Raw genomic sequence first — 25,507 nt, forward strand, 5'->3', positions numbered from 1 at the left:
ATCAAAGTGTTAATTAGCCATGATAGAATGATCGTAGATAAACAAGGTGACGAGAAGAGAGTCTTATGGTTTGCTGTTCAAGAAGGTAAATTAGAATCAGTAAAAACTCTACTTCATCTTGGGGCTAATATAAATGTAATAAATGCTGTTAATGGTATGCTGCCACTCTATATAGCTATGAAGCAAAAACATATCGCAGTAGTACACGAATTGCTTGATAAATGGGCTAACGTTAAAATAGTTGATGCTCAAGGTCAGACAGCTTTACATTACGCTACCCTTTTGGAAGATACTAATATTTTACAATTAATTTTAAACAAAGGTGTTGACATTAATAGCAGAAATAGTGGTGGTGGAACACCTTTATATAGTGCCGTTTATGAGAATAATAAGGTTGCGGTAGAATTTCTACTAAATAAAGGGGCTGATGTTAATATTTCAGCCAAAAATGGTGGGTATCCATTACATTTGGCTGTTAATAATAATTCATTAGAACTAATAAACTTATTAGTTAAGTATGGTGATATAAATGCTAGAACTACTGATGAACATAAGATTACTGCTTTATGGCTGGCATCTCAAGATGGTAAGTTAGAGATAGTTAAAATGCTAGCATATCTAGGAGCAGACTTAAATATTATTCGAATGACGGATGGTACATCACCTATGTATGTAGCGATGCAGAAAAAGCAGATAGCAGTGGTAAAAGAATTATTAGCCAGAGGTGCTGATGTTAATATTCCGAGTGAAGAGGGTTGGTATCTATGGCACGGGGTTAGTTATTAAAACTTCTTAGACATAATGCAATTACTTTTCCTAAAAAATCCTGACATAAACTTAAAAACAGCCAATGCCGAGCAATATACTGCTTTATGGTTAGTATCACAACAGGGACATATTGAAACAGTCAAGTGGTTGGCAGAACTTGGTGCTGATGTTAATATTGCAAGGCAGAGGGATGGGACTACTGCTTTACAAACAGCAATAGTCAACAACCATCTACCAGTAATAAAGGTTTTAGTAGAAGAATGTAAGGCAGATATTAATAAGACGAATCTAGATGGAGCATCACCATTATATTATTCCTTGGGTTATTGGCATCAAGCTTATAAACTTGCGATTACCAAATTTTTACTGGAACATAATGCTAATATTCATGCAAAAACAATCTTCGGAGACCAACCTATCCATCGAGCAAGTAATTTAGCTGATGTAAAAGCTATAAAATTATTACTTGATCATGGAGCCTCAATAAATGAAGTTAACAATGATGGTAATACACCTTTACATTTTTTAGTTAATGCAGAAAACACGGCTGAAGTAGATAAGAGGCTAACAGCAGTAAAATATCTACTAGAGCGTTCAGCTTCTGCTACTATAAAGAATAAGGAAGGTAAAAGTGCCATTGATTTAGCAAAAGATAATTTCCCTGAAGCTCTAGCCTGGCTTGAACATCCGGAGAACTTGCCACAACTTAGTGAGTTTGAAGCAACTATTATAGGTTTAACTGATTTTACCATTTAATTAGATTGCTTTCTGCATAATACTTTTGAACAAGATAAATAGTTGTAGTTCATGGATGCTAATTTTTACTACAATTATTTTTTTATAAAACACTTAGTGCAAGTTATAATCATGTTATGATGACCTTGTTTTTATAATTTAATAAAAATATATAATGATTCTCATACCAATATTTAAAAGTTATTTGGAATGCATCCGCATTCCAAACATTGGAGTAGTGTTTTTATCGGAACTCTCTACTGATGTTTTGTCTGATAAAGTTATAGTATCGGGCTTGCGGCATTTTGATAAAAGGTTTGTACCTAGGCGTTTATTTGACGTGCCTGTAAAAATGGGGTGGATCAAGCATCCTACTTTAGAAAAATATCTTAATCCTTATCCAATATTTTTTTTAAATGAGTACAATATGACGTTTATTATGGATAAATTAGGCGGTATAGTCACTAGATGTAATTCTGTATTTGCTTAAATTACTAGTGATGCTAGCTTATTTGTGCTACAATTTGTTAGATATAAGGCTTTATGGTAATTTTCAAATATAATCAACTAGTATGATAGTTAAACTTTCGGATACTAATACACAATTTAAAGATACTGATCCTGTTAAGGATAATAGTAATCCACCTAGAATGAGGGTAGGTACTGATGACTTTAAAACATTATTATTAAATAGTGACGTATTTGTTGACAAAAGTCTAATGATCAAAGAATTCCTAGAAGATAGTGGAGATGTTATATTAATCACTAGACCAAGACGGTGGGGTAAAAGCCTTAACATGGACATGCTCCGCAAATTCTTTGAAATTGAAGTAGATGAGAGAGGTAAGCCTTTAGCTCAAGAAAAGAGAGTAAATCATAAACTCTTTACTGGAGGCATAGTAGATTTGGACTTTGATGAAACCAAAGAGTTACAGCCTTTAAAAATATCCATTCATAAAAATATAATAAAGCGTCAAGGTCAATTTCCAGTAATATATATAAATTTTAAAGAAGTGAAGGGGAGTAATTATAAGGAAATTGTTAGTAGCATTATAGATCAAATAATAGAATTATACGAAAGATTTAATTATTTAGAACAATATATTCAAGAAGATAATAAATTTTTCAGTATTCCGCAAAAAGTAAAGTTAAAAAATTATCTAAGTGGTGATATTAATATAAGCTATTTAAAAAATAGCCTGAAGTTTTTAAGTCAAATATTGTATAAACATTTTAAACAAAAAGTATACATATTAATAGATGAATATGATACACCAATTAATAATGCGTATTTAGAATTTGGCCATAAAACAAAAGAATTTGAGCAGATTCTTAAGTTGTTTAGAGGAATATTTGGGAGCAGCTTAAAAACGAATCCCTACTTAGAGAAAGGAGTAATTACTGGCATATTACGGGTTGCTAAAGCTAACTTGTTCTCAGACTTGAATAATGTTACTGAATATACTTTACTTGATGATGATTTTTCTAAGTTCTATGGCTTCACTCAAGCAGAGGTAGATGATTTGCTTACAAAAGTACCGCTCGACACTAATACTGAACAAATTAAGGATTGGTATAATGGTTATACATTTGGTGGAGAGGTCATTTACAATCCGTGGTCAATAATGCAATGTTTAGCACACAAAGGTAAGCTTGATTATTATTGGCTAGATAGTGGAGGCACAGGTCTTGTTGATAAAGCATTATTGTCAGACGAAATGCAAGAAGATTTACAGAGCTTAGCTGCTGGAAAAAGTATTATCTCACCTATTACTAAACAAATAAGTTTTGCTGATATCAATAAACCAGTAGGATTGCTCAGTTTATTACTGTTCAGCGGTTATTTAAATCCTACTGCCAAAATATCAGAAAAAAATATCTATGAGCTATCTATCCCTAATTATGAACTAAAATATATCTATGAAACAAGAGTGCTGCAATGGGTTACTGATCAATTAAAAATTGATAGCTCTAGATATTATTCGTTTATTAGTTTATTGCCAACAGGTAAAGTAGAGGAATTTAAAGAGCGTTTACAAGAATTGTTGCTAAATTCTACTAGTTTTCATCAAACAGGAGAGAAAAAGGCAGAATTATTTTATAGCGGCTTTATGCTTGGTTTAATTAATATGTTAGCACCTAGTTACATAATAGCAAGTGAACAGGAGTCAGGAAGTGGCAGAGCTGATGTGATCATGATCCCAAAAGCTGGTAAAGGAGATAAAGCAATTATTATTGAGTATAAGATAGCTAAAAATACAGAAGATTTAGCCTTGGTAGCCCAAATGGGATTAAAACAGATTATAGATAAGCAATATGACACTAAGATAAAAGAATATTCTCATGTCAAAAAAATCATTAAACTTTCTATAGCTTTTTGCGGTAAGAATATGGAGTTACAATACCAAGTTACAGAGCTTTAGTAATAGACTGTAAGCGTTTGAATAACTAATAATTTTACGTCTATCGTGGTTCTGAAATTGTCCACTACGCCCCGCCAATCCCTATCAGCCGTCTAGATTTTCTGACTTTACTAAAAATTTCATATGTAATTTATATGTAACTTCTCAGACAAATTTCCTGAAATTTGACCTACAAAAGAATCTATTTTTAACCCTGTTACAAGGGGAGGAAATATGACAGAATCGTTAATTTTTCCGACAACTTAATTGAAAATCCTGATATAGCACTTAACATATAGATTCATACATTATTTTAAATGTTCTACAACTTGCCTCAAATACAGAGATTCCTTTATCTAATAATTTTCTAATGTTATTTTTTATCGGAAACCAATGATGTTCAATAAGATTTAAATCTTACTTTTACCCACAATTTTGGGAAAGAAATATAGATAATATTTCGATACTTTCTGTAAGATTTTCGTAGCCCCTCCATAATGTCATAGTTCCTGGTAATTTATCATTTTTTCTATTCATAAATCCTCCTAATTTACCAAGCCAAATAATAGCTTGTTTCATAGTTGGAGGTTCTTCAGGTATAAAAATAGTTTTATGCTCTCGAATATAAAGAGCTTGCCATTCTTGTGAAGTTAAAATCTTAGTACACACTTCTTGCGGATGAGATATTGCTACTTTTGATAAATATAAAATTTTAAATGCAATGATGCTTTTTATGGCAATTAATTTTTCTAGTCTTTCTTTTGTAGCTAAACGAGAATTTTCTATTTTACATCCAGATTTTAGAACTCTAAAATATTCTTCAATTCTCCATCTTAACTTATACCAATTTATCCTTTCAATCGCATCTTCAAAATTACTGACAGGAACATTAGTTAGCAAGAGCCAATCAATTGCTTCCACTCCTTTAGGGGGGAATTTTTCTTTAGCTCTTACAACATAGAGTACTACTTTATCACCGATTTTGTGTTCAGTATTTTTTGAACCATATAATGAAGGGGTTCTAATTGGTATTAAACCAGACATATATTTTATTTCAATATTTGCCATTCTTGCTGCTTCATTGTTCTTTTTTGCAACTTGAATTACTATTTCTTTCTTTGCTGATATCTGATTTATATGGGTTTGCAAATTTGTTTTTCTTCCCTCTGTAGAAATAAATTTTCTATTTTGTCTATTACGAACAATAAACAAACTACCCTTTTCTTGACACGACCATAATAGTTCAAAGATATCTGCTTCTCTGTCACCAATAGTTATAACTTTAGTGTCTTTAGGTATAATATGCATAGTGTCCTTAAGTGCTGCTATCCACTTATAACTTTCTTTATCTTCACTAGAAGAGATATATTTTCTTCTTGATTTCTCTTGTGCAGTTTCTTCACGTATAGCACGAGCCCAACATTGTTGAGAAGGTAATCCTTCCACTGTAAACATCAAGGCACTATGCACAATCAGCCCCATTTTATGTTTTGTATAAGACTTTGAGACGCTACCGAGTCCTTTAGTTTTAATATGAGAATCAAAATCTAGGTATGTTGTATCCTGAACTGAAAATACAAACTCATTACCTTTAATCCTTTCTTGTGTTTCTTTATAATATGAATGATAAATTCCCGCTGGATCAAATTTTTTATTGCTAAATAATCTATACGCTTCTTTAGCCTCTTTCCAACTTCTGCAACTTTGATTTATTGAACCAGAAGCTTTGCTTTCTATAAGTGAGCTAGTTTTAATAAGCCTTTTTATAAGTCTTTGATCTCCAAAGTTAACATGCCTAAATTCCCTTTCTAACCACTTATCACCTAAGTTGTAAGCATTAGATAATGCTTGTATATGCCTCATTCTTTCCCCTTCTTATATTTTAAGTATATAATTCAATATTATTTTATACTTAATTTTATATTTGTGGGTAAAAGTAAGGATTTAAATCAGGGGAATAAGACGGTAAGAATTTTAGTTTACAGCCAGCTTTTTCGATTAATTCTTTAGCCCTTTTGGATTTGTGAAAGCTTGCATTATCAGCAATGACAAACCTGTCCAGGCTTTAGCTCCGGCACAAGACAATTTTCTATATAAGTTTCAAATACCTTACTATCACAGCTCCCTGTAAAGATTAATGATGCGATTAAACTATTCCGATTTAACGCACCAATAAAACTTGTTCTTTCACTACGTCTCCTAGATTTACTTCCATTACAACGACTTCCTTTCATTGACCATCCATATTCATATGATTCATTATCATTCATGCCAGCTTCATCAAGATAAACTCGTTTCTCTATCGGCACTTTTTCTAATTCACTGAGAAAATCTTGTCGCTTTCCTTCATCTCTTTCTTTATACGCATATGTCTTTTTTTTCGAGTAATATTGAGTTTCTTTAATGCACGACTGATAGTCATTATACTTACAGTATTATCTAGTTTTTTTGCTATCTCTGTAAGCGTTAAAGAGTTATCTTCTTTTATTAAATTACCAAACGCTAATAAATCAGGGATTTTATGACCATACCCTTTCTGGTATCCTTCTTTTGCCTTTATATCTCCAGTTTGTTTCTTTAATCTAATCCATACATAGAGCATTGACCGACTAATTTTAAAGGTCTCGCATGTAAATGCTATTTTTTTATGTTTTTCATAATGTTCTATAACTCTAGAACGTAAATCATAACTGTATGGTAACGGCATATTTCTATTATATAATTTTTTTATTATCTATTATTATAACTAATATCTAACTATATGTTAACTGCTATAACTAAATCAGCAATCTACAAAATTTTACATCGTCATTGTTGGCGTAAAGTTTTCCCTTGTCCCCATCATCCAAAACAAAATAAAGATGAGATGGAAACTTTTAAAAAAACTTCAGCTCAGTGGTTACCGCCGCAAATACACAATCTAAATCACAGGGACTTGAATTACAAGTGATGTTTCAAGATGAGTCTCGTTTTGGAAGGATAAATGATATAAAAACCTCAGTTGGGGTATTATATTTTAACAATCAGGTGGGCAGCCGCTTCAAACCTGATGGTTTCGATAATTTCACCGAATTTGGGATAAGAATTTGTCAATTCTTATCCCAAATTCGCGTTATATATAAGAACTTAATTTTCTGGCAATAATATTTCTCTCTTACCAGTATGGTTAGGAGGAGATATTACCCCATTTTGTTCCATTTTTTCAACAAGAGTAGCCGCTCTATTATAACCAATTCGTAAACATCTTTGTATATAGCTAATTGATACTTTTCGTTCTAATTGTACGATTTGTACTGCTCTTTTATATAAAGTTTCATCACTGCTTGAATCATCTCCTGGACTTTCGCCATTTACTTCATCATCATCTAGTTGTTGGGTCACTGCTGAAATATATTCAGGCATTCCCGTGGATATTAAATATTGGGTAACCTTATCTACTTCTTTATCATCAACAAATGGACCATGCACCCTAGTAATCTTTGAAGAATTACCCATATAAAGCATATCTCCCATACCTAGTAACTGCTCAGACCCTTGTTCACCAAGAATAGTTCTACTATCAATCTTAGAGGTTACTTTAAAACTGATACGACTTGGGAAATTAGCTTTGATTACCCCAGTAATAACATCAACAGAAGGTCTTTGGGTTGCCATGATAATATGAATACCTGCTGCTCTTGCCATTTGAGCTAGACGCTGTATTGACAATTCAATATCTTTGCCAGCTACCAACATTAAATCAGCCATTTCATCAACAATTACTACAATGAATGGTAACTTTTCCATATTCATTTCAATCGTTTCATAGATAGGCTTACCAGTTTCTGGATCAAATCCTGTTTGAATAGTACGCTCTAATATTTTACCTGACGATGTAGCTTCTGAAATTTTAGCATTATAACCTGCTATATTTCTTACCCCAATATTTGACATTGCCCTATAACGATTTTCCATCTCTTTCACCGCCCATTTAAGGGCTACTACTGCTTTGCTTGGCTCAGTAACCACTGGAGTTAGAAGATGTGGTATGCCATCATAGGTAGATAATTCAAGCATTTTGGGATCGATCATTATTAAACGGCATTCCTCTGGGGTATAGCGGTAAAGTAGGGAAATTATCATAGCGTTAATTGCCACTGATTTACCGGAACCTGTCGTACCCGCAACTAACAGATGGGGCATTTTTGCTAAATCTGCAACAAAAGGTTTGCCAGCTAGATCCTTTCCTAAAATCAATGGTAGCATAATACTGCTATCTTGATATTCCGGTGTTTCGATTAATTCTCTTAGACAAAAGAATGCTCGTTGTTTATTTGGTAATTCAATACCTAAAACGTTTCTACCCGGTATTACGGCTATCCTAGTTGATATTGCCGATAAAGATCTAGCAATGTCATCTGATAAACCGATAATCCTAGAAGATTTAGTACCTGCAGCTGGCTCAAATTCATATAACGTTACCACTGGACCTTGGCTAATATTAATTACCTGACCTTTAACCCCAAAATCACCTAGAACAGTTAATAATGCTTGGGCATTATGTTGTAGTTCTGATGAAGTTTCTACTTTGATATTTTGACTGTCAGCTTGTTTTAATAATTCGATAGGGGGCAGGTCTAGTAATTGGTCATTTTCTTTTTTGAGTGGAGATTGTTGTTTTGAAAAATGGGATTGTATGTCATTATTTTTTTCTTGTAATGCATATATTTTATGAGCATATGCGGCTTCTTCTTGATTAATAAAAGGTATCTTTTTTATCAAAACTTGTTTCGTTGACTTGGTATTTGTCGATATTGTAGGTAAAAGTATAAATTTTTTATAAGGTATTAGTTTGAATAATTTAATTATAGCGATCCCAAAAACTGAAAATTTTATTTCAGTCAATAAAAATAATAAAATAAATGTAGTAATAATTAAAACGTAATCGGCTCTAGCGTCCAATTGCTTGATTATTGGATAAATAATAGTACCTGTTGTCCCACCTGCACCTGCCGGTAAATAATTAATTTTTATATTAGTGCAGACTATCGATAATGATATAATTGACAGCAGCATCACAATTATCCTGATGGTAGCCCATTTCTTCTTTAAATGCCATACACTCAGAGACCAAAAAATACAACAAATTGGTAAAATAAAGGACGCTATACCAAAAAACTGGTAAAAAATATCTGCCAAATAAGCACCGAAATGACCTAATAAATTGCTAGGATATTTGTCTGTGATAGAATTAAAGGAAGGATCATTTGGATTATAAGTCACTAGTAATAGAGCAGTAAAACAGCCCACCAGCATTAATAAAGCAGACTGCACTCTATTATTAGTAAAAATCCTGTTTATGTAATATAGCACAAAAGTTGCCTAAAAAAATGAACCACTTCGGTCGTTGCCTAAGATCCTCAAAGAACCTGTATGTAAGGTGGAATCCATATATCTGTATAATAGATTCAGACAGGGACGGTTTCCTAATAATAAAAATTATAGTTCCGGGGCAATACGTTAAGCTCACGAACCAAGCAGCCCATTACATTTCAAACATTGATGTTTCATACACGGGATTATATAATATCACTTTCCAATCTTTCTCGCAAGGTCTTCTAAATATCCTGCTATAGTACTTAACGTTTCTGCAAATTTTTCTTCTTCGGGAGGTATATTAGCACCATCAATTTTAGCAATTTTGTTAGTCAAGTTTTGTACTTGCTCCTGTAAACTCAATGCAGACATAACTAATAATAGTTCAAATGATGCTGATGGATTAACTTTTTTTATCTGAGCAATATTTTCATTTAATTTGGCTGCAAGATTGCATAATTCTTCTCTTAATCCTTCACTACATGCGAGTTGGAAAGTTTTGCTACCAAGTGTTATTGTTACTATAGACATCTTTATGTATTTTTATGTTTTATTGCTTCAAGTTCAGCAATATATATGGCTATTTGCTCAAGTATTTTTGCATAATTATCCCTGAGCTGTTTATTTTCATCCTGCAGTTTATTGATTTCTTCATGCTGTCTAGCGATATTTGATAAGAGACCTTCAAGACCTTGATCCACTTCTTGCATTAACTTAAGTAATAAATCATTAGTTATTTTCATTCAGATTATAATATTAAGTGATAAATTATTGGAATTATTATTAATATTAAAACAGAAATAATAATTAGTTGTTTTTTCCATTTATAGTCCAATATCATTGGATATGACCTATTTCTGAGGTCAATATCTTTTGAAGATTCCTGATTGTCTTTTTCACTGAGATTTACATCTATCCCTAAATAGTTTGAGTATAATTTAAGATAACCTTTTACATAAACTTCCGCTGGCATCGAACTAAAATCCTCCTCTTCAAGAGCTACCAAATATTGCTTCCTAATCTTCAAATAGCTAGATATTTCTTCAAGAGTTTTACCAGATTCTATTCTCGCTTGTTTTAGGGATGACGACATAATGCATTACTCAAGCTTACGCAAAAAAGTTTCAAATTTTTTGTTTGCTAAAATTAAAATATTTAAGTCAATAGTTTCTTGCAATCTAATTCCTTTTACAAAATCTAAAAAAATACATGCGGCATCTATATTATTATCAATCCATAACTCTAAATCAATATTTAATTTAGAGTTGTTAATTATTTTAGCCAATAATTGTCTTTGTTTATCATATAAGTCATCTTTTAATGATTGAATTGATAATCTATTCCAGTAGGAATCATTTAGTTGTTTATCACAAGATTTACGAAGCCAATCAATACTAAATTTATTACCAGTAGTGAAATATAAATTAGCAACATCATTATTTTTAGCTTTTGTCTTTTTTGCAATATATATTATATCAAAGACAGACACTAGGCTGTCAAGAGTTGCAATCCTGTGAGCTATTTCATCTGTCACTCCTGATAAAGTATATTGCTTAACTTTATTATCGAATTTGTTTTTTGCTTCTCCTAAAAGAAGATTACCAACCACTTTACTAAGCATTCTAGCTGGTTCATAAAATTCATCAATGGTATTGCTAATATTGATAGGATGTTTTATATGCTTTAGAAACCAAGAGATACCTCTACGCATAATTTTAGCAAGCTCAGTGAACATGTCAATTTTAACTTTATGATCTATATTACTTGCTAGAGATTCTACTATAGCCCATAGATTATCTAAATCAAAAATTTCACAGATAATAGTATACGAACGAACTATATCACAAAGAGCAGCCTGAGTTTCACGTTTTATAAGATTAAGTGATGGTCCGCCTAATTGATTGACAATTTTATTTGTTACAACGGTTCGAATAATTTCATGCTTAAGCGGATGAGCTAAAATTTCCTCACGGAATTTTTCTTGCATTAGTTTTGGAAAATAATTAATCAGATAAGATTCAAAATACTTATCTTTTGAAAATGTTGCTGTTATTAAATCATGATAGACTGAGCGTTTACTATAAGAAAGTAATACACAAAGCTCGGGGCGGGTCATATTTTCCTTATTAACTGCCCTTTTACTGAGTTCTTCCTGAGTTGGTAAGAACTCAACAGTTCTATTAATTAATTTTTCTTCTTCTAAAGTATCAATAAATTGGCTAAATACTCCGATAGTTGAAGTACTAGATAATTGCATTATATCAAGTGCCTGAGTTTGTTTATAGTTATCAACTAAAACCAGTTCCTCGACGTGTTTTGTCATAGTAAATAAGAACTTATTACGTTCTTCTAAACTAATCTTATTAGAGGATATAGCCTGATTAAGAGCAATTTTGATATTTACCTCATGATCCGAACAGTCAACACCAGCTGAATTATCAATGAAATCAGTATTTATTCTCCCGCCTAGCTTGCTATATTCTATTCTACCTTGTTGTGATACGCCAATATTTCCTCCTTCTCCTATTACTTTAGCTATGATATCTTTACCATTGACTCTAAGATTATCATTTGCCTTATCGCCTATCTCTAGGTGATTTTCCATTGAAGCTTTTATATAGGTTCCTATACCACCATTCCAAAGCAAATCAACTTCTGCTTGTAGGATAGCTCTAATCAGATGTTCAGGAGATGATTCGTTAATGTTTATCTTTAGCAATAACTTGGCTTCTAGGGATAATGATATAGACTTACTGCTTCTCTCAAAAACTCCGCCACCTTTTGAAATTAATTGTTGATTATAGTCAGACCAATTTGATGTAGGTAACTTGAATAGTCGCATACGTTCACTGAAACTAATAATTGGATCAGGTTGTGGGTCAATAAATATATGTTTATGATTAAATGCCGCAACAAGTTTTATGGTATTAGACCTAAGCATGCCATTACCAAAAACATCCCCAGACATATCGCCAATACCAACAACAGTAATAGGGTCTTTTTGTACATCAATACCCATAGCATGAAAATGGCTTGCTACAGAAATCCAAGCTCCTTTTGAGGTAATAGCTATTTTCTTATGATCATAACCTACTGATCCACCGGAAGCAAAAGCGTCGCCTAACCAAAAATTATATTCAGCCGACACACTATTTGCATAATCCGAGAACGTTGCCGTACCTTTATCGGCTGCAACCACGAGATATGTATCTTCTTGGTCGTAGATAATAGTATTTTTTGGCTGAATAACTTTACCATCAATTATATTGTCAGTAATATCAAGTAATCCACGGAGAAAATTTTTATAACACTGCACCACTCTTGCCATATATTCTTGGCGAGTCATATTATCATCAGTGAAATTAACGAAAAATCCACCTTTTGAGCCAACAGGTACAATAACTGAATTTTTGGTCATTTGGGCTTTCATTAGTCCTAATACTTCTACTCTATAATCCTCACATCTATCAGACCATCTAATACCTCCGCGAGCGACGACGCCCCCTCGTAAATGGATAGCTTCAAAATCATTATCGTAAACAAATATTTCGGCAAATGGTACTGGCAAAGGCAAGTGAGGAACTTTTTGCGAGTCAAATTTAAAAGAAAAATAATTTTTACTGACTGTACTATGCTTGTTAGCTGAATTTTTTAAGTCATTAGAGCTAGGCTGATAACAGTTAGTTCTTACAATAGCTTCAATAATATCAAACATCTGTCTTAAAACCTTGTCCTCACTACTGCTAGTAATTGTATTAAGATAGTTAAAGATACTATCTTTTATAGTTTTTAAACGTTCATCTGAGAAATTTGCGGGATTAAATTTAGTATCAAACAAATCAACCAACATTTTAGTATATAAAAAATGCTTTATTAAGGTCAACTGAACGTAGCCCTTGCCATAGACAAAGCCGGTTTGATGTAAATATCTAGTTAATGCTTTAACCAACTTAACTTGCCACCAATTAAAGCCCGATAACACTATTAATTTGCTTAAAGAATCATTAGCCAAAAGTCCAAGATATATCTTATCTAGAGCCTCTTCTACGTTTGCTTTAAGTAAATCAATATTGCTTTCAATAGTTATCAATGTTTCGAGAGTGAACTCATATATCCAACTTTCTTCAATATCTCCTGCTCCTTTTATGGTAAAGCTTTGTTCATCTATAGCTTTGAATCCCAAATTTTCTATAGATGGTAATAAGTCTGAAAGAGCTAATTTAGGTGTTGGGCTGTAAATTTTTAGCTGGAACTCTTTATTATTTATAGCAATTAAATTAAATATCGGTTTGCGATAAATACTAGCTTCCTTTAAATAGTCAATATCTATTAAAGCTGTTTGTCCATTAAATTTTTCTCTATAGTCGATAGGAAAAATTGGGTCAAAAAGCTTAAAATTTACTCCCCCTTGGTATTCACCAAATTCTTTACATAACTTTTGGTAAAAATCTTCACTCCAACGAGTGGAGAGCTTATCTAATTCTTGCTCTATTAGTTCAACATCAAAATCAATATTCTTTTTACCCTGTAGCTCCAACGTAACAAATAAATATGAAAAATTTTCTACCACTTCTGCAGTATAATCTAAAAGTATTAGACCACTAAGTATATTTGATAAATAATAATTTATGCTACTATGTACTTCTAGTGTCAAACGATCTCTTGGTAAAAATATTATGACATTAATAAACGAACCAGACCAATCTTGCTGAATAAATAATTTAAGTTTTTTACTCGTTATCCCTGAGAATACGTGTAAGCACATACAGTATAGATCACCTTCATCAATTTGTATCAAAGCTTCTTTAGGCAGAGATTGAATTATATTTTTAAGTTTCTTGGTATTATATCCACCAATCGGGAAAGCGGCTTTATCTACAACAAATTTTAGTTTTTGTCTCAGTATGGGAATATCAGTAACTAATTGATAATACATTGCAGAGCTATATAAGCCAAAAATTATACTACCTGAATGATATTTTTTTTCCTGATCAATTTTCTTAATTAAAATATAATCTACTAAATTACTTCTATGTACTTTTGATAAGATATTAATTTTACCTAAAATAATTAGTTTATTTTCATGTAATGAATTTGCTGAACGTTCTATAATATCAAGCACTTCACCACTATTTTGCCATATCTTTTTAACACCATCTTCCAATGAAAAATTTTTAGAAGTTAGATCAAAGTTAATCATACCTAGAAAAGTAAAATTATCATCTTTTAACCAATCTAAGAAATTTATAGATTCATGATAATCTAAATGATTCTCATTATATAATTGCTGATTATTTTGGATATCGTTTGAAATTAACGTCACTCTGTTTAAGATTTTAGACCATACATTATAAGTAGTATCTACCTGATCTAGAACTTCATTTAAAGTCATTTCCAAAGAGTTAATATCTTTTTGATCAAAATTTCCTAGAATAGTGATATGGACTAAAGATTCCTCTCTATCTTTCTTTATATCCAATATTTCTTGTAAGTTACCATCATTGTTCCTTACACAAGCTATAATAGGATGAAGTAAAAATTTAGCTTTTAAATTTAGACTTGTTAATAAACAAATGATCGAATCAACTATAAATGATTTGTTATCATTCAGTAGCAAAATATTAATTGCAGGATCATTTTCAATTACTGTACTGACAATCTGCAACTTTCTTTTATCAGGCTGTTTTTCTTGAAAGAACTGAAAGGCCTTATTTGTAAACTCATCAAATAATTCTAGTCTATCTCTGAATCTATAGTCTACAGGGATATAAGCTAGAAATTTCTGTACAAACTTACTATAAAGAGGGATGCTATAAAGTGGATTCCCATTTTTTACTGTACTCAGTGATAAAATTTCTGATTTATAATTAGGAACTTGACAAGTAAGCTTACTCAAAGCTAAAGATGTCTTTTCTGTTGTCATAGTTGTTACCAAACTTTATAATTGTTTCAATAGATTACCAAGTAGGCAACAAGTGTTTAAATAGCTTAAATTATGAATAATATCACAGTATACTCGATGTCATATATGGACAAAGTTCATGCAATCATTCCTACTTCCCTTAATGTCATCCCTGCGTAGGCAGGGATATAGATTCCCGCTGCAGCTCGAATGACATTAAGTAATATAGTCCCCTGTCAAAGCGGAAATGACATCTTTGTATAGAATTTAAGTTGTTTAATTCTTGTCTACTTGCTATTGATTATAATTAAATAAATTACTTAAGCAAGAGGATCACTACTATTGTGGAAACTATTTTCGCTCAAAGCTCTAAACTAGGAAAAGCTGGTGTTGCAGTCTTTCGTATCTCTGGACCTAAAAGCCTATTTGCCTTAAAACATTTGCTTAAGAATAATAATATAGAGTTTGTTCCAAGAATTATGTACTGTAAAAAACTCATAAATCCTAAGAATCAAGAATTAATTGATGATGCGGTGGTAGTATACTTCCAAGCTCCAGCTAGCTTTACTGGAGAAGATGTAGTAGAAATATATACACATGGCAGTATAGCAATTGCTGCCATGCTAACTGAAACATTGTTAACCATCGATGGTTTAAGAATGGCAGAGCCTGGAGAGTTTACCCGTAGGGCGTTTTTAAATAGCAAATTTGATTTAACTGCAGCAGAAGGTATTGCTGATTTAATTGAAGCAGAAACTGTTTGGCAACATAGGCAGGCGGTTAAACAAGTTGGCGGAGGACTTGAAGAACTTTACAATGGGTGGAGACAAACTTTACTGACCATCATCGGTTTCCTAGAAGCTTATATTGATTTCCCCGATGAAGATATTCCACAAGAAATATTAAATATAGTTATGACTCTTAGTGGTGAACTTAAATATGCTATAATAAAACACCTTAACGATAATAGACGGGGGGAACTGCTTCGAACCGGTATTAAATTGACTATTTTAGGAACTCCTAATGTTGGTAAATCTAGCTTACTTAATTTTTTGATGCAAAGAGACGTTGCTATTGTATCAAACATTGAAGGTACAACTCGTGATATAATTGAGGGGCATCTAGATATAGGAGGATACCCAATTATATTACAAGACACAGCTGGTATAAGGGCGAGTAATGATTTAATAGAGCTAGAAGGTATCAAACGTGCAATTGAGTCAGCAAAAATGGCTGATATCAAAATAATTATGCTTGATGCTATAAAGTTAAGCAACTCACCCTCATATTTTGAGGAGATGGCTGATATTATAGATTTAATAGATGATAATAGCATAATGCTGGTCAATAAAATTGATCTTTTGGATAAAAGTTTGGGGCATTGTCATCCTGCTTCAGTGCGGGATATAGATTCTCGCCTACGCGGGAATGACATCATGGAAGATAGGTTGCTGCCATTAAACAAAAATTATTTAAAAATCTCTATAAAAGAAAAAATAGGACTGGATATTTTATTAAAGGAAATCGAAAATATTGCTCATAATATAGCAGGTTTAACCGAATCGCCGCATATTACTAGACAACGTCAACGAACCTGTATAGAAAAAGCGTTGGAATATTTAGAAAATTTTAATATTGAAAATGACTTAGTGCTAGCCACAGAAGATGTTAGAATGGCTATCAGAAGTTTAAGTAATGTTACTGGTAAGATTAGTGTTGAAGAAGTTTTAGGAGAGATATTTAGTAATTTTTGTATAGGTAAATGATCAATGATTCAGAAAAAAACACAAGAAGTATTAGAGCTAATAGATAAATGGCAAAAATATCTGAAATTACAAAAAAATTGTTCAGAACATACCATAATTTCTTATAAGAATGATTTAGAACATTTTCTGAATTTTATGACTCACTATAATTCTGAAATCATAACCATTAGTTCTATAAGGCAAGTTGACATAAGATTAGTACGGAGCTGGCTTTCTAAAAGGCAACAAGATAATTACCTAACAGCTTCTAACTCTAGAAGTTTGTCTGCTATAAAGAATTTTTATAAATATCTAGAGAAGACTGCTAATATCACTTGCCATGCAATTTTCTCCGTCAAAAATCCTAGGAAAGCTAAAATATTACCGAAATCTTTATCGCAGTCAGATGCTCAATTATCCATTGAACATATTGATGATTTCGCTGATTTAGAATGGGTGGAGTTAAGAAATAAAGCCCTTTTAGTGCTTATTTATGCTGCTGGGCTTAGAATATCCGAAGCATTATCTATGACTACATCTCATTTACAAAACTTAGATTTTATAAAAATAACAGGGAAGGGTAAAAAAGAACGGATAATACCATGGACACCAGTTGCTAGAAATTTAATAGAACAATATTTAAGTAAATTACCTTATAGTATAGATGAAAAAGATCCGATATTTCGAGGTAAAATGGGTAAAAAATTACAAGCTCCAGTATTTAATCGTGAACTGATAAAATTACGTCGCTTCTATGGATTATCAGAACATTTATCAGCTCATTCCTTTAGACATAGTTTTGCCACGCACTTGCTTGAGAATGGAGCAGAGTTAAGGTCTATTCAGGAATTACTTGGGCATAAAAGTTTGTCAACTACCCAGCGTTATACTAAAATTAGTCTAAAACATTTGGAAAATATTTATAATAATGCTTACCCAATATCAAAATCTAAAGGGGAAGTATTATAATCTTCTTGCCATGCTTTTTAATTATAGGTTATATTATCCCATGTTTGAATATGAGAAGCCTGTATGTCTAAAATTATTTTACTAAAAGGGTATAAACCTTCCAATGATGAAGAATATATGAATCCTCAACAGTTAGAATATTTTAGACAAAAACTCCTTGAGTGGAAAAGTTCTTTACTAGAGGAATCACGAGAAACCTTAACCCATCTCAAGGAAGAAAATTGGAATGAGCCGGATTTAAATGATCGTGCGTCAATTGAAACGGATACAGCAATTGAACTTAGGACAAGAGATAGGTATCGTAAGCTTCTTGATAAAATCGAAGAAGCTTTGGTAAGGATAGAAAAAAATGAATATGGTTATTGTGAAGAAACTGGAGAGCCAATTGGCTTAAAACGTTTAGAGGCAAGACCAGTTGCAACTTTGTGTATTGAAGCACAAGAGCGACATGAGAGTTATGAGAAACAGCATATAGATATTTAACCTCAATTTCGGATTAATTTCATTAATCCGAAATTGGAATGAGAATGTAAACAATCAGGCTTAAAGCGGTTTGACGCCTGATTGTTAAATATTTCATTTGCTAATAATCTTATTTTTATACCAATAAAAATAAGATTATTAGCGATAATAGATTAAAATGCATTCGTAGAAGCGTTTCAAGAATGCATTTTTCTGATATTTTAGCTAGTTTTAGATTAAAATTAAAAATTTTAATCCAAAACTGAGGTTATTTAGGTTCTAATAGTTAAATAGGTGCATATATGGCATATACAGAGAAAACAAAAAATAAACTAATTATTTTTTTTGATAGGTATATGATACTTGCTGGTACAATGGGACAATATTTGTTTTATACTCAGGCCTATAAAATTTTTACTACTAAGAGTGCAGATGATTTATCTCTTGATGGTTTTCTTGTGATAATTATTGTTACTTTGAGTTGGTTAATTTATGGTATAATCCACCATAACATTACAATCATTGTTGCTCAAATAGTTGGATTAGTAGGAATGATAATGGTGGTGATTGGTATATTGCTTTATGCTTCTTGAACTCAGTCTTGGGATAAATTAAGGACGATAAACAGTTGAACAACCGTTATTTTACTCTTGACTATTTTCCAGCTTACTTTATTATGACCAGCAGTTTATTTTATAAATAATACAAAAAGGTCTGATAGTTGTGGCTAAAAAAAATAAGAATGTTTTGGTAAGACTTGTTAGTACAGCTGGTACAGGGTATTTTTTGGTAAAGAAACGCAACCCTAAAACTCAAACTGAGAAGTTATCATTTAAGAAGTATGATCCTGTAGTCAGGAAGCATGTTCCTTTTAAAGAAGAAAAGATTAAATAGTGAAATAGAGGTATATGGCAACAAAAATTCGTTTGGCAAGAGGTGGGGCAAAGAAGCGTCCTCATTATAGAGTAGTTGTAGCTAATGCAACAGCTCCTAGGGATGGTGATTTTCTGGAGAAAGTAGGTACTTATGACCCAATGCTTGTCAGAGGTGATGCAAATCGTGTGGTTCTAAAATCTGATCGTATAGAATATTGGTTAAGTACGGGTGCTCAGCCTACAGATCGTGTTGCTAGGTTTATTGAAGAAGCCGGTATATTACTTCCGGCATCAATCAAAAAGAAAATGGAAGTTAAAATTAAGAATCGTAAAATAAAACCTCCTAAGAAAGAGTCAAAAAAAGCTTAAGGTGGATAAAAATATGTTCCCCGTGAGGGAGATGTCATTTTCGTGTAGGCGGGAATCCATAATATCTAATAACCTTTGTAGGCTATTTTTTGGATTTCAGCTTTCGCGAAGATGACAACAACCTTAATAGGTGCTTGACTTTAGAGCTTTTTCTTATTTGCCGGATTAGCTCAATGGTAGAGCAACCGCCTTGTAAGCGGTAGGTCGTCAGTTCAAATCCGACATCCGGCACCAGCTATTTAATAATTATGTTTACAATACATAAGACAATTCCTTATAGATTTATTAGTTACTTAAAGCTCTATAAATTAGATATAGCAATTGTTATGTTGGCCTTATTATGTGTGTCAATTTCGTTGCTAGCAATAGGTAGTAGTTTTAGACAGTTAATTGATAATGGTCTAAAAACACATTATCTGCTGTCAATTGATCAATCGATATTATATATTACTATTTTAATAGTAATTTTTAGTATAGGTAGTTTTTTCCGTTCTTATTTCATTAATAATATTGCTGAAAAAATTGTGAGTACAATTAGGCAAGAAGCTTACAGTAATATAATTAATTTTGATATTGCTTGTTTTGAAGAGCTAAAAATTGGTGATATCATCTCCCGCCTGACTATAGATATAGAACTTATCTCCAAGTTGATTATCAATTTTCTCTCTTTCTTTGTTCGTAACTCAATAATGCTAATTGGTGGAATTATATTGATGTTCTTTCAGAGTCCTAAACTTGCTGTGATTGTCATTACCATTATACCATTATTATTGTTACCACTAATGAAATTTGGTAAATATGTAAGAAATTTGTCAAAAAATGCTCTCAAGTCGCAAGCCAATATTGCAGCTAATTTAGAAGAAACTGTATCAAATATTTGCACGATACAAGCTTTTAATCAGCAGGCAAATAAAATAGCTGATTTCAATAGGAAAATTTCTGATTATTTAAAGTATACGGCAGATCGCTTAAAAATCCGTTCTATATTTTTCGCGATAGCTATTTCAGTTATACTATTCTCTATCACTATAGTTATATGGGTAGGTAGCAGAGATATAGTACATGGCGATTTATCATCAGGTCAGATGATATCATTTATTTATTACGCTATAATCGCCGGTATGAGCAGCGGGGGTATTTTTGAGCTTCTAAGTGAGGTACATTCATCTCTTATAGCTTCAGAAAGGGTTTTTGCTCTTATGGATTATTCTTCCAAAAATAATCAACACACCAATATCCAAATATGTGATTATCAAGATAATAAGACTTCTAGGATTATAGAGTTTGAAAATGTAAGCTTTATATATCCATCAAGATTAGATAGTTTAGTTATAGATGATCTGTCATTTAAAATAGATAGAGGTAAATTTATTGGTATAGTTGGCAGATCAGGTGCTGGTAAAAGTACCATGATGCAGTTAATGTTAAAATTTTATTTTCCTAAAAAAGGAATTATTAGAATTGCCAAGCAAGATATATCAGAGACTAATGACCAGCAGATAAGGCGTATGATTGCCTATGTCCCACAGGATTCAAGTATTTTCTCTGGTACGATTAGGTCAAATATCGTTTTTGCTAAACCAGATGCTAGTGAAGAAGAAATAATAAAAGCAGCTAATTATACCGGAATAATAGATTTTGTTCAAAATCTTCAAGAAGGACTAGATACCGAAATTGGTGAGAAGGGCATTAAATTATCTGGAGGACAGAAACAACGAATAGCTATTAGTAGGGCAATTCTATATAACCCAGAAATTTTACTTCTAGATGAAGCAATGAGTGCTTTAGATAGCGAGAGTGAACAAAAATTACTAGATAGATTACAAAAAATAATGAAAGACAAAACTATATTATCTATCGCTCATCGTATTTCAAGTATAGAGCAGGCTGACGAAATTTTGGTAATTGATCATGGACGGTTAATTGCAAGGGATACTCACGCTAAACTGCTTGAGAAATGTGAAATTTATAAAATAATTTGCAAAGAACAGTCAATAAACTTACCAAGTGTGCAAGTTTAAGTAAGTATAATAGTCCTTCACAATTGTCATTACGCAAATTCGGGATAAGAATTTGTCAATTCTTATCCCAAATTCGGTGAAATTATAGATCAACTATGTTCGCAATAAAAATTTAAATAAATTTGGTTTAAATTTTTATTGCTTCGTCGACCTACAGTCTCCTCGTAATAGACGTTTTATAGACGTATATGTCTATTAGCGAGCGAACATACGTGAGCATGGCAATCCATTTTGCTAAAAACATGATTTTAATTTTTTAAAATCATGTTTTTAGCTTTAGCAAGGTTTAAAATGCATTCGCAAAACCGCTTTAAGCCTGATTGTTTACATTCTTATTCCAATTTTGGATTAATTTCATTAATCAGAAATTGAGGTTTAAAATAAATATATTAACCAAAATGACACAGAGTTATTACATTAATAATATATTTTTATAATAAAGGGTAATTCTACCTATTTTGACTTGAATATTATACAGTTTAAGCTAGAATCACCAATACAAAAAAATGAGGTTTATTATGAAAAATTTATTAACTATTCTTCTAACTTTAGCTTTCTCTATTTCTGCTTTTGCTGCAGCGACTCCTGAGAAAAAAGATCCGCAGCAAGACGAAGTGAACGTGGATGAAAACAACATGAACAAGAAAGACCCGAAGAAAGAAGAAGTGAAAAAATAAATCCCTGTTTTCTAAAGCTGGTGTGGAGTTTTTCTATGCCAGCTTTTTTGTAATATGATTATTAATCGTATTCAGTCTTTTCAAGGCTTTTCTTTGGCAATTCATACAGAATGTTCCTATTTAAGTGCAATTCTATGTAAGAATTATTAATTTTTATCTAGAAATAATTCGCTGGATAGTCAACGATAAGTCATAAAAATTTTTGATCAGGCAATCAATTTTATTTATTTGATTATGGGATAGCTTTGAGATAATAGGCTGTGATTCTATTGGTATATTCTTGGTTGTCATATAGGTTTTCAAGTATTCAATATCTTGTCTTGTATAATATCGTCTGTTACGTATCTTATGTATAGTTAGATTTGGTAGTAGCCGCTCTAGATATCTTAGCTGGTGAGAGTGAATATTTAGAAGTTTTGTTACTTCACTAATGGAGTAATATTTCTTATTCTGCATTTTTAATAGACCTCTTGCATAATTCTACTGTTGCTGGCAAAATTTAAAAGTCATAGGAAAAATAGCTTGGCGTCATTGCGAGAAGGCACTTTGTGGCGACGAAGCAATCTAATGAATGTGGATTGCCACTACACTCACGTGGTCTTCTAATAACGTCTTGTACTTTTCTGCAATTTTTAAATGCTATACGTAAGGTGAATTAATTAATAATTTTAACTTTTTAGCTGGTATAAAACGCATTACCTCTTTTTCTGGAATTATCACTATCTCTTTTGTATGAAAATTTATGCCAGGCCTAGGTTTTTTTGTGCTAGTACAAAAGCTTCCAAAACCTGCTAACGTCAATCTTTGATTGCTTGCCATTTGCTGAATATTCTTAAATATTTGATCGACTATTTCCTCGCATATAATACTTGATAGCCCTAGCTTAGATTTTAATATGTGAGCAATTTTTTCTCTAGTAATAGTCTTAGTTGTTACCATCTGATTAAAACCGATCCCCAAGTTATTCCAGCACCGATAGCTGTAAAAAGGAGTATATCACCTTTTTTGATATTAGCATAAGATTTAAGAGAAGCAAGAGCCAAAGGGATTGAAGCAGCAGAACAATTAGCATGTTCTGCAACCGTTTTTACTACTTTACTTGGATTAATTTTTAGTCGCTCTATAACTGCATCTATAATCCTTATATTTGCCTGATGTGGAATAAAATAATTAACATCATCTATGGTAAAATTATTATTATGTAATATGTATTCAGCTGATTTGCTCATTTTTTCTACTGCATGCCTAAAAACTTCCCGTCCTTTCATTTTTATTTTACCGCTTTTGCCATCTGTACTTACACCACCATCAGTGTAAAGAATATCAAAATAACGACCATCCGAGTAAATATTACTATCTATTATACCAGAACTATCCTCACTATATTGCAGAATTACAGTACCAGCACCATCACCGAATAAGACGCAAGTAGTTCTATCGCTCCAATCTAGTAGAGACGACATTTTTTCAGCACCAACCAGTAATATTGTTCTATATTTTCTAGATTCAATCAAAGAGTCAGCAACATGTAAACCATATACAAAACCCGAACATACCGCTTGGAGATCAAATGAAGGTACATTATTAAGCTCAAGATAACCTTGTAACTTAGAAGCTATAGAAGGAAAACTATTATCTGGAGTGGTGCTGCAGGTAATTATTAAATCTATAGATGATGCCTTTAATCCAGCATCATCTAGAGCATTCTGACTGGCTTTAAGAGCTAAATGTGACGTATATTCATCGTTCCCGGCAATGTGCCTTTGTAATATACCCGTCCTTGAGCGAATCCATTCATCGTTGGTATCAACCGATAACGATAATTCTGCATTGTTAACAATACGTTCCGGCAAATATGCACCACACCCAAGAATTTTACAAGCCATACTGGTTTATGCTACTTCTTCATCTTTTTCTTCTTTCTTCACAATAACTTGACGACCATTATATGTGCCATCAGCTAAAGATATATGATGAGGAAGTTTATATTCTCCTGTTTGAGAATCTACTACTACATTAATCTTACCAAGTGCAAGATGAGAGCGTCTCATATTACGTCTTGATTTTGATGTTTTCTTCTTTGGAACTGCCATATAGCCTCTTAAAAATTATACTTAATTTGTGAAAAAGTGTTTGTCAAATCGATGAAGCAGTATATTATACTTCCATTGCAAAATCTAGGTATTTCAAACATAAATTTTATGAAATTTTTTATAATTCGGACTTTTCTTGTTTCATCAATATTCTTTACATTATGTAGTTGTCAAACTATAGAATCAAGAGGGCAGTATGTGGATGATAATTTATTACCTACGCTTGAGGAGAGGAGGCTTAGTAAGTCCGAGGTAAAAGATTTAATTGGCACACCAACAATTATACCTGACTATACACCGAATACTTGGTATTATATTCAACGTTCTTTAGCTAGGAGAGCATGGTTTAAACCAAAAGTGATTGAACAAAGAATAGTAAGAATTACTTTTAATAAAAATGATATAATTGAAGAAGTTTTAGTACTTAATGACTCACATAAAGAAGATATAATGTTAATTAAAGAGTATACTAAAACTTATGGTACAGAATTAAATGGACTACAAAAGTTTGTAAAAAATATTGGTAGGTTTAATAAAACTACCGACGGAAAAAATAAGAAGAAACGATAAAATCATACTTGCAATATTTCATAGATACTGTATAAACTAGAACGCTCTGATTCTGAGAATATTAGATAATCTGAGAATGTTTTAGTTGCATGTTGATATCTTAGTTAAAAATATGTTATCCCTGCGAAGGTAGCGGAATATATAATATCTAATAGTCTTTTAGGCTATTTTTTTAGATTCCGCTACCTACGTGGGAATGATATTAAGGCTATCACCATTGCTATGGCTAAAACCTTCTTTGGTTAGCTATACCAAAGAGTTTATGACCCCTTCGTCTAGTGGTTAGGACGTTACCCTTTCACGGTGAAAACACGGGTTCGAGTCCCGTAGGGGTCACCAGTATCTTTATGTGGTAAAAATGATGTCATCCTTGCGTAAACTTTGCCAACGTAGATCACTAGTATGTCATTCTTAGCAATGGCGGAAATCTATAATATCTAATAGCCTTTTCAGGCTATTTTTTGGATTCCCGCTTTTAGCTAGGAATGACCTACTCATGATCTACGCCGGCAAAGCTATATGCGGTCGTAAGAAACAACAATATAATTGTCGAATGTAATATAT

At 32.2% G+C, this 25,507-nt stretch carries 27 protein-coding genes, 2 tRNA genes and 1 other RNA gene; 16 read left to right on the plus strand and 14 right to left on the minus strand.

Annotated elements, in window-relative coordinates; translation table 11 throughout:
- Positions 1-27 precede the first annotated feature (27 nt).
- From AAHM86_RS02965 to AAHM86_RS02980, 4 genes are all read left to right on the plus strand, one after another.
- The gene (locus tag AAHM86_RS02965; RefSeq protein ID WP_342268245.1) at positions 28-786 is read left to right on the plus strand and encodes an ankyrin repeat domain-containing protein; all 759 of its coding nucleotides are present in this window, start codon (positions 28-30) and stop codon (positions 784-786) included.
- Positions 787-801: 15 nt separating this feature from the next.
- Positions 802-1,524 (plus strand): ankyrin repeat domain-containing protein, encoded by a 723-nt coding sequence (locus AAHM86_RS02970; RefSeq protein ID WP_342268246.1) that lies wholly within the window; start codon positions 802-804, stop codon positions 1,522-1,524.
- Between the two features lie 154 nt (positions 1,525-1,678).
- On the plus strand, positions 1,679-1,993 hold the full coding sequence (locus AAHM86_RS02975; protein WP_342268247.1) for a hypothetical protein: 315 nt from the start codon (positions 1,679-1,681) through the stop codon (positions 1,991-1,993).
- An 82-nt stretch (positions 1,994-2,075) separates the two neighbouring features.
- On the plus strand, positions 2,076-3,926 hold the full coding sequence (locus tag AAHM86_RS02980; protein WP_342268248.1) for an AAA family ATPase: 1,851 nt from the start codon (positions 2,076-2,078) through the stop codon (positions 3,924-3,926).
- A gap of 402 nt (positions 3,927-4,328) precedes the next feature.
- Here AAHM86_RS02980 and AAHM86_RS02985 read toward each other — a convergent pair whose 3' ends face one another.
- The 4 genes from AAHM86_RS02985 to AAHM86_RS02995 are packed head-to-tail and all read right to left on the minus strand — an operon-like array spanning position 4,329 to position 6,612.
- Positions 4,329-5,768: an IS4 family transposase gene (locus tag AAHM86_RS02985; RefSeq protein ID WP_342268249.1), complete on the minus strand. Its 1,440-nt coding sequence runs from the start codon at positions 5,766-5,768 to the stop codon at positions 4,329-4,331.
- A gap of 55 nt (positions 5,769-5,823) precedes the next feature.
- Positions 5,824-5,967 (minus strand): transposase, encoded by a 144-nt coding sequence (locus AAHM86_RS07165; RefSeq protein ID WP_410521572.1) that lies wholly within the window; start codon positions 5,965-5,967, stop codon positions 5,824-5,826.
- The gene (locus tag AAHM86_RS02990) at positions 5,945-6,214 is read right to left on the minus strand and encodes a transposase (protein ID WP_342268250.1); all 270 of its coding nucleotides are present in this window, start codon (positions 6,212-6,214) and stop codon (positions 5,945-5,947) included. The genes AAHM86_RS07165 and AAHM86_RS02990 overlap by 23 nt, the downstream gene beginning before the upstream one ends.
- 5 nt (positions 6,215-6,219) lie before the next feature.
- Positions 6,220-6,612 carry an IS630 transposase-related protein gene (locus tag AAHM86_RS02995; protein ID WP_341747473.1) on the minus strand — a complete coding sequence of 131 codons (393 nt, stop codon included), beginning with the start codon at positions 6,610-6,612 and terminating at the stop codon, positions 6,220-6,222.
- 54 nt (positions 6,613-6,666) lie between these two features.
- On the opposite strand from AAHM86_RS02995, the gene AAHM86_RS03000 reads away from it, so the two are divergent.
- Positions 6,667-6,855 carry a winged helix-turn-helix domain-containing protein gene (locus AAHM86_RS03000; RefSeq protein ID WP_342268251.1) on the plus strand — a complete coding sequence of 63 codons (189 nt, stop codon included), beginning with the start codon at positions 6,667-6,669 and terminating at the stop codon, positions 6,853-6,855.
- Between the two features lie 176 nt (positions 6,856-7,031).
- On the opposite strand, the gene AAHM86_RS03005 is transcribed toward AAHM86_RS03000, so the two are convergent.
- From AAHM86_RS03005 to AAHM86_RS03030, 6 genes are all read right to left on the minus strand, one after another.
- Positions 7,032-9,257, minus strand: a complete 2,226-nt coding sequence (locus AAHM86_RS03005; protein WP_342268252.1) for a DNA translocase FtsK — start codon at positions 9,255-9,257, stop codon at positions 7,032-7,034.
- Positions 9,258-9,272: 15 nt separating this feature from the next.
- Positions 9,273-9,431, minus strand: a non-coding RNA gene (gene ssrS / locus AAHM86_RS03010) — 6S RNA.
- Between the two features lie 42 nt (positions 9,432-9,473).
- The gene (locus AAHM86_RS03015) at positions 9,474-9,791 is read right to left on the minus strand and encodes a cell division protein ZapA (RefSeq protein ID WP_342268253.1); all 318 of its coding nucleotides are present in this window, start codon (positions 9,789-9,791) and stop codon (positions 9,474-9,476) included.
- 2 nt (positions 9,792-9,793) lie between these two features.
- Positions 9,794-10,003 carry a hypothetical protein gene (locus AAHM86_RS03020; protein ID WP_341751306.1) on the minus strand — a complete coding sequence of 70 codons (210 nt, stop codon included), beginning with the start codon at positions 10,001-10,003 and terminating at the stop codon, positions 9,794-9,796.
- A 5-nt stretch (positions 10,004-10,008) separates the two neighbouring features.
- Entirely contained in the window at positions 10,009-10,353 is a 345-nt protein-coding gene (locus AAHM86_RS03025; RefSeq protein WP_341747610.1) for a helix-turn-helix transcriptional regulator, read from the minus strand.
- Positions 10,354-10,359: 6 nt separating this feature from the next.
- Complete coding sequence (locus AAHM86_RS03030) at positions 10,360-15,183, minus strand: NAD-glutamate dehydrogenase (RefSeq protein ID WP_342268254.1); 4,824 nt, start codon at positions 15,181-15,183, stop codon at positions 10,360-10,362.
- Between the two features lie 323 nt (positions 15,184-15,506).
- Here AAHM86_RS03030 and mnmE point away from each other — a divergent pair, with 323 nt between their 5' ends.
- From mnmE to AAHM86_RS03075, 9 genes are all read left to right on the plus strand, one after another.
- Positions 15,507-16,928 carry a tRNA uridine-5-carboxymethylaminomethyl(34) synthesis GTPase MnmE gene (gene mnmE / locus AAHM86_RS03035; RefSeq protein WP_342268255.1) on the plus strand — a complete coding sequence of 474 codons (1,422 nt, stop codon included), beginning with the start codon at positions 15,507-15,509 and terminating at the stop codon, positions 16,926-16,928.
- A gap of 3 nt (positions 16,929-16,931) precedes the next feature.
- On the plus strand, positions 16,932-17,876 hold the full coding sequence (locus AAHM86_RS03040) for a tyrosine recombinase XerC (protein ID WP_342268256.1): 945 nt from the start codon (positions 16,932-16,934) through the stop codon (positions 17,874-17,876).
- Between the two features lie 63 nt (positions 17,877-17,939).
- The gene (gene dksA / locus AAHM86_RS03045) at positions 17,940-18,359 is read left to right on the plus strand and encodes an RNA polymerase-binding protein DksA (protein WP_341747613.1); all 420 of its coding nucleotides are present in this window, start codon (positions 17,940-17,942) and stop codon (positions 18,357-18,359) included.
- Between the two features lie 281 nt (positions 18,360-18,640).
- Positions 18,641-18,931 (plus strand): SemiSWEET family sugar transporter, encoded by a 291-nt coding sequence (locus AAHM86_RS03050; RefSeq protein WP_341755245.1) that lies wholly within the window; start codon positions 18,641-18,643, stop codon positions 18,929-18,931.
- A 130-nt stretch (positions 18,932-19,061) separates the two neighbouring features.
- Positions 19,062-19,232 carry a 50S ribosomal protein L33 gene (gene rpmG, locus AAHM86_RS03055; RefSeq protein WP_341747615.1) on the plus strand — a complete coding sequence of 57 codons (171 nt, stop codon included), beginning with the start codon at positions 19,062-19,064 and terminating at the stop codon, positions 19,230-19,232.
- Positions 19,233-19,246: 14 nt separating this feature from the next.
- Positions 19,247-19,582 (plus strand): 30S ribosomal protein S16, encoded by a 336-nt coding sequence (gene rpsP, locus AAHM86_RS03060; protein WP_341747616.1) that lies wholly within the window; start codon positions 19,247-19,249, stop codon positions 19,580-19,582.
- A gap of 159 nt (positions 19,583-19,741) precedes the next feature.
- Positions 19,742-19,816: transfer RNA gene (locus tag AAHM86_RS03065), tRNA-Thr, on the plus strand.
- Between the two features lie 23 nt (positions 19,817-19,839).
- The gene (locus tag AAHM86_RS03070; RefSeq protein WP_410521573.1) at positions 19,840-21,603 is read left to right on the plus strand and encodes an ABC transporter ATP-binding protein; all 1,764 of its coding nucleotides are present in this window, start codon (positions 19,840-19,842) and stop codon (positions 21,601-21,603) included.
- Positions 21,604-22,121: 518 nt separating this feature from the next.
- A complete protein-coding gene (locus tag AAHM86_RS03075; protein ID WP_341747619.1) occupies positions 22,122-22,280 on the plus strand; it encodes a hypothetical protein in 159 nt (52 codons plus the stop codon).
- A gap of 153 nt (positions 22,281-22,433) precedes the next feature.
- On the opposite strand, the gene AAHM86_RS03080 is transcribed toward AAHM86_RS03075, so the two are convergent.
- The 4 genes from AAHM86_RS03080 to rpmF form a co-directional block, all read right to left on the minus strand.
- Complete coding sequence (locus AAHM86_RS03080; protein WP_341751314.1) at positions 22,434-22,736, minus strand: MerR family transcriptional regulator; 303 nt, start codon at positions 22,734-22,736, stop codon at positions 22,434-22,436.
- Between the two features lie 183 nt (positions 22,737-22,919).
- Positions 22,920-23,219 (minus strand): HU family DNA-binding protein, encoded by a 300-nt coding sequence (locus AAHM86_RS03085; RefSeq protein WP_341747620.1) that lies wholly within the window; start codon positions 23,217-23,219, stop codon positions 22,920-22,922.
- A complete protein-coding gene (locus tag AAHM86_RS03090; RefSeq protein WP_342268258.1) occupies positions 23,213-24,166 on the minus strand; it encodes a beta-ketoacyl-ACP synthase III in 954 nt (317 codons plus the stop codon). Before AAHM86_RS03090 ends, AAHM86_RS03085 begins: the two co-directional genes overlap by 7 nt.
- 6 nt (positions 24,167-24,172) lie before the next feature.
- Positions 24,173-24,373 (minus strand): 50S ribosomal protein L32, encoded by a 201-nt coding sequence (rpmF, locus tag AAHM86_RS03095; protein WP_341751317.1) that lies wholly within the window; start codon positions 24,371-24,373, stop codon positions 24,173-24,175.
- 108 nt (positions 24,374-24,481) lie between these two features.
- Between rpmF and AAHM86_RS03100 the strand changes: the two genes are divergently transcribed.
- Entirely contained in the window at positions 24,482-24,943 is a 462-nt protein-coding gene (locus AAHM86_RS03100; RefSeq protein ID WP_341747623.1) for an outer membrane protein assembly factor BamE, read from the plus strand.
- Between the two features lie 264 nt (positions 24,944-25,207).
- Positions 25,208-25,282: transfer RNA gene (locus AAHM86_RS03105), tRNA-Glu, on the plus strand.
- Positions 25,283-25,507 lie beyond the last annotated feature (225 nt).

It is taken from the genome of Candidatus Tisiphia endosymbiont of Empis tessellata, from assembly GCF_964031035.1.
Lineage (GTDB): Bacteria > Pseudomonadota > Alphaproteobacteria > Rickettsiales > Rickettsiaceae > Tisiphia.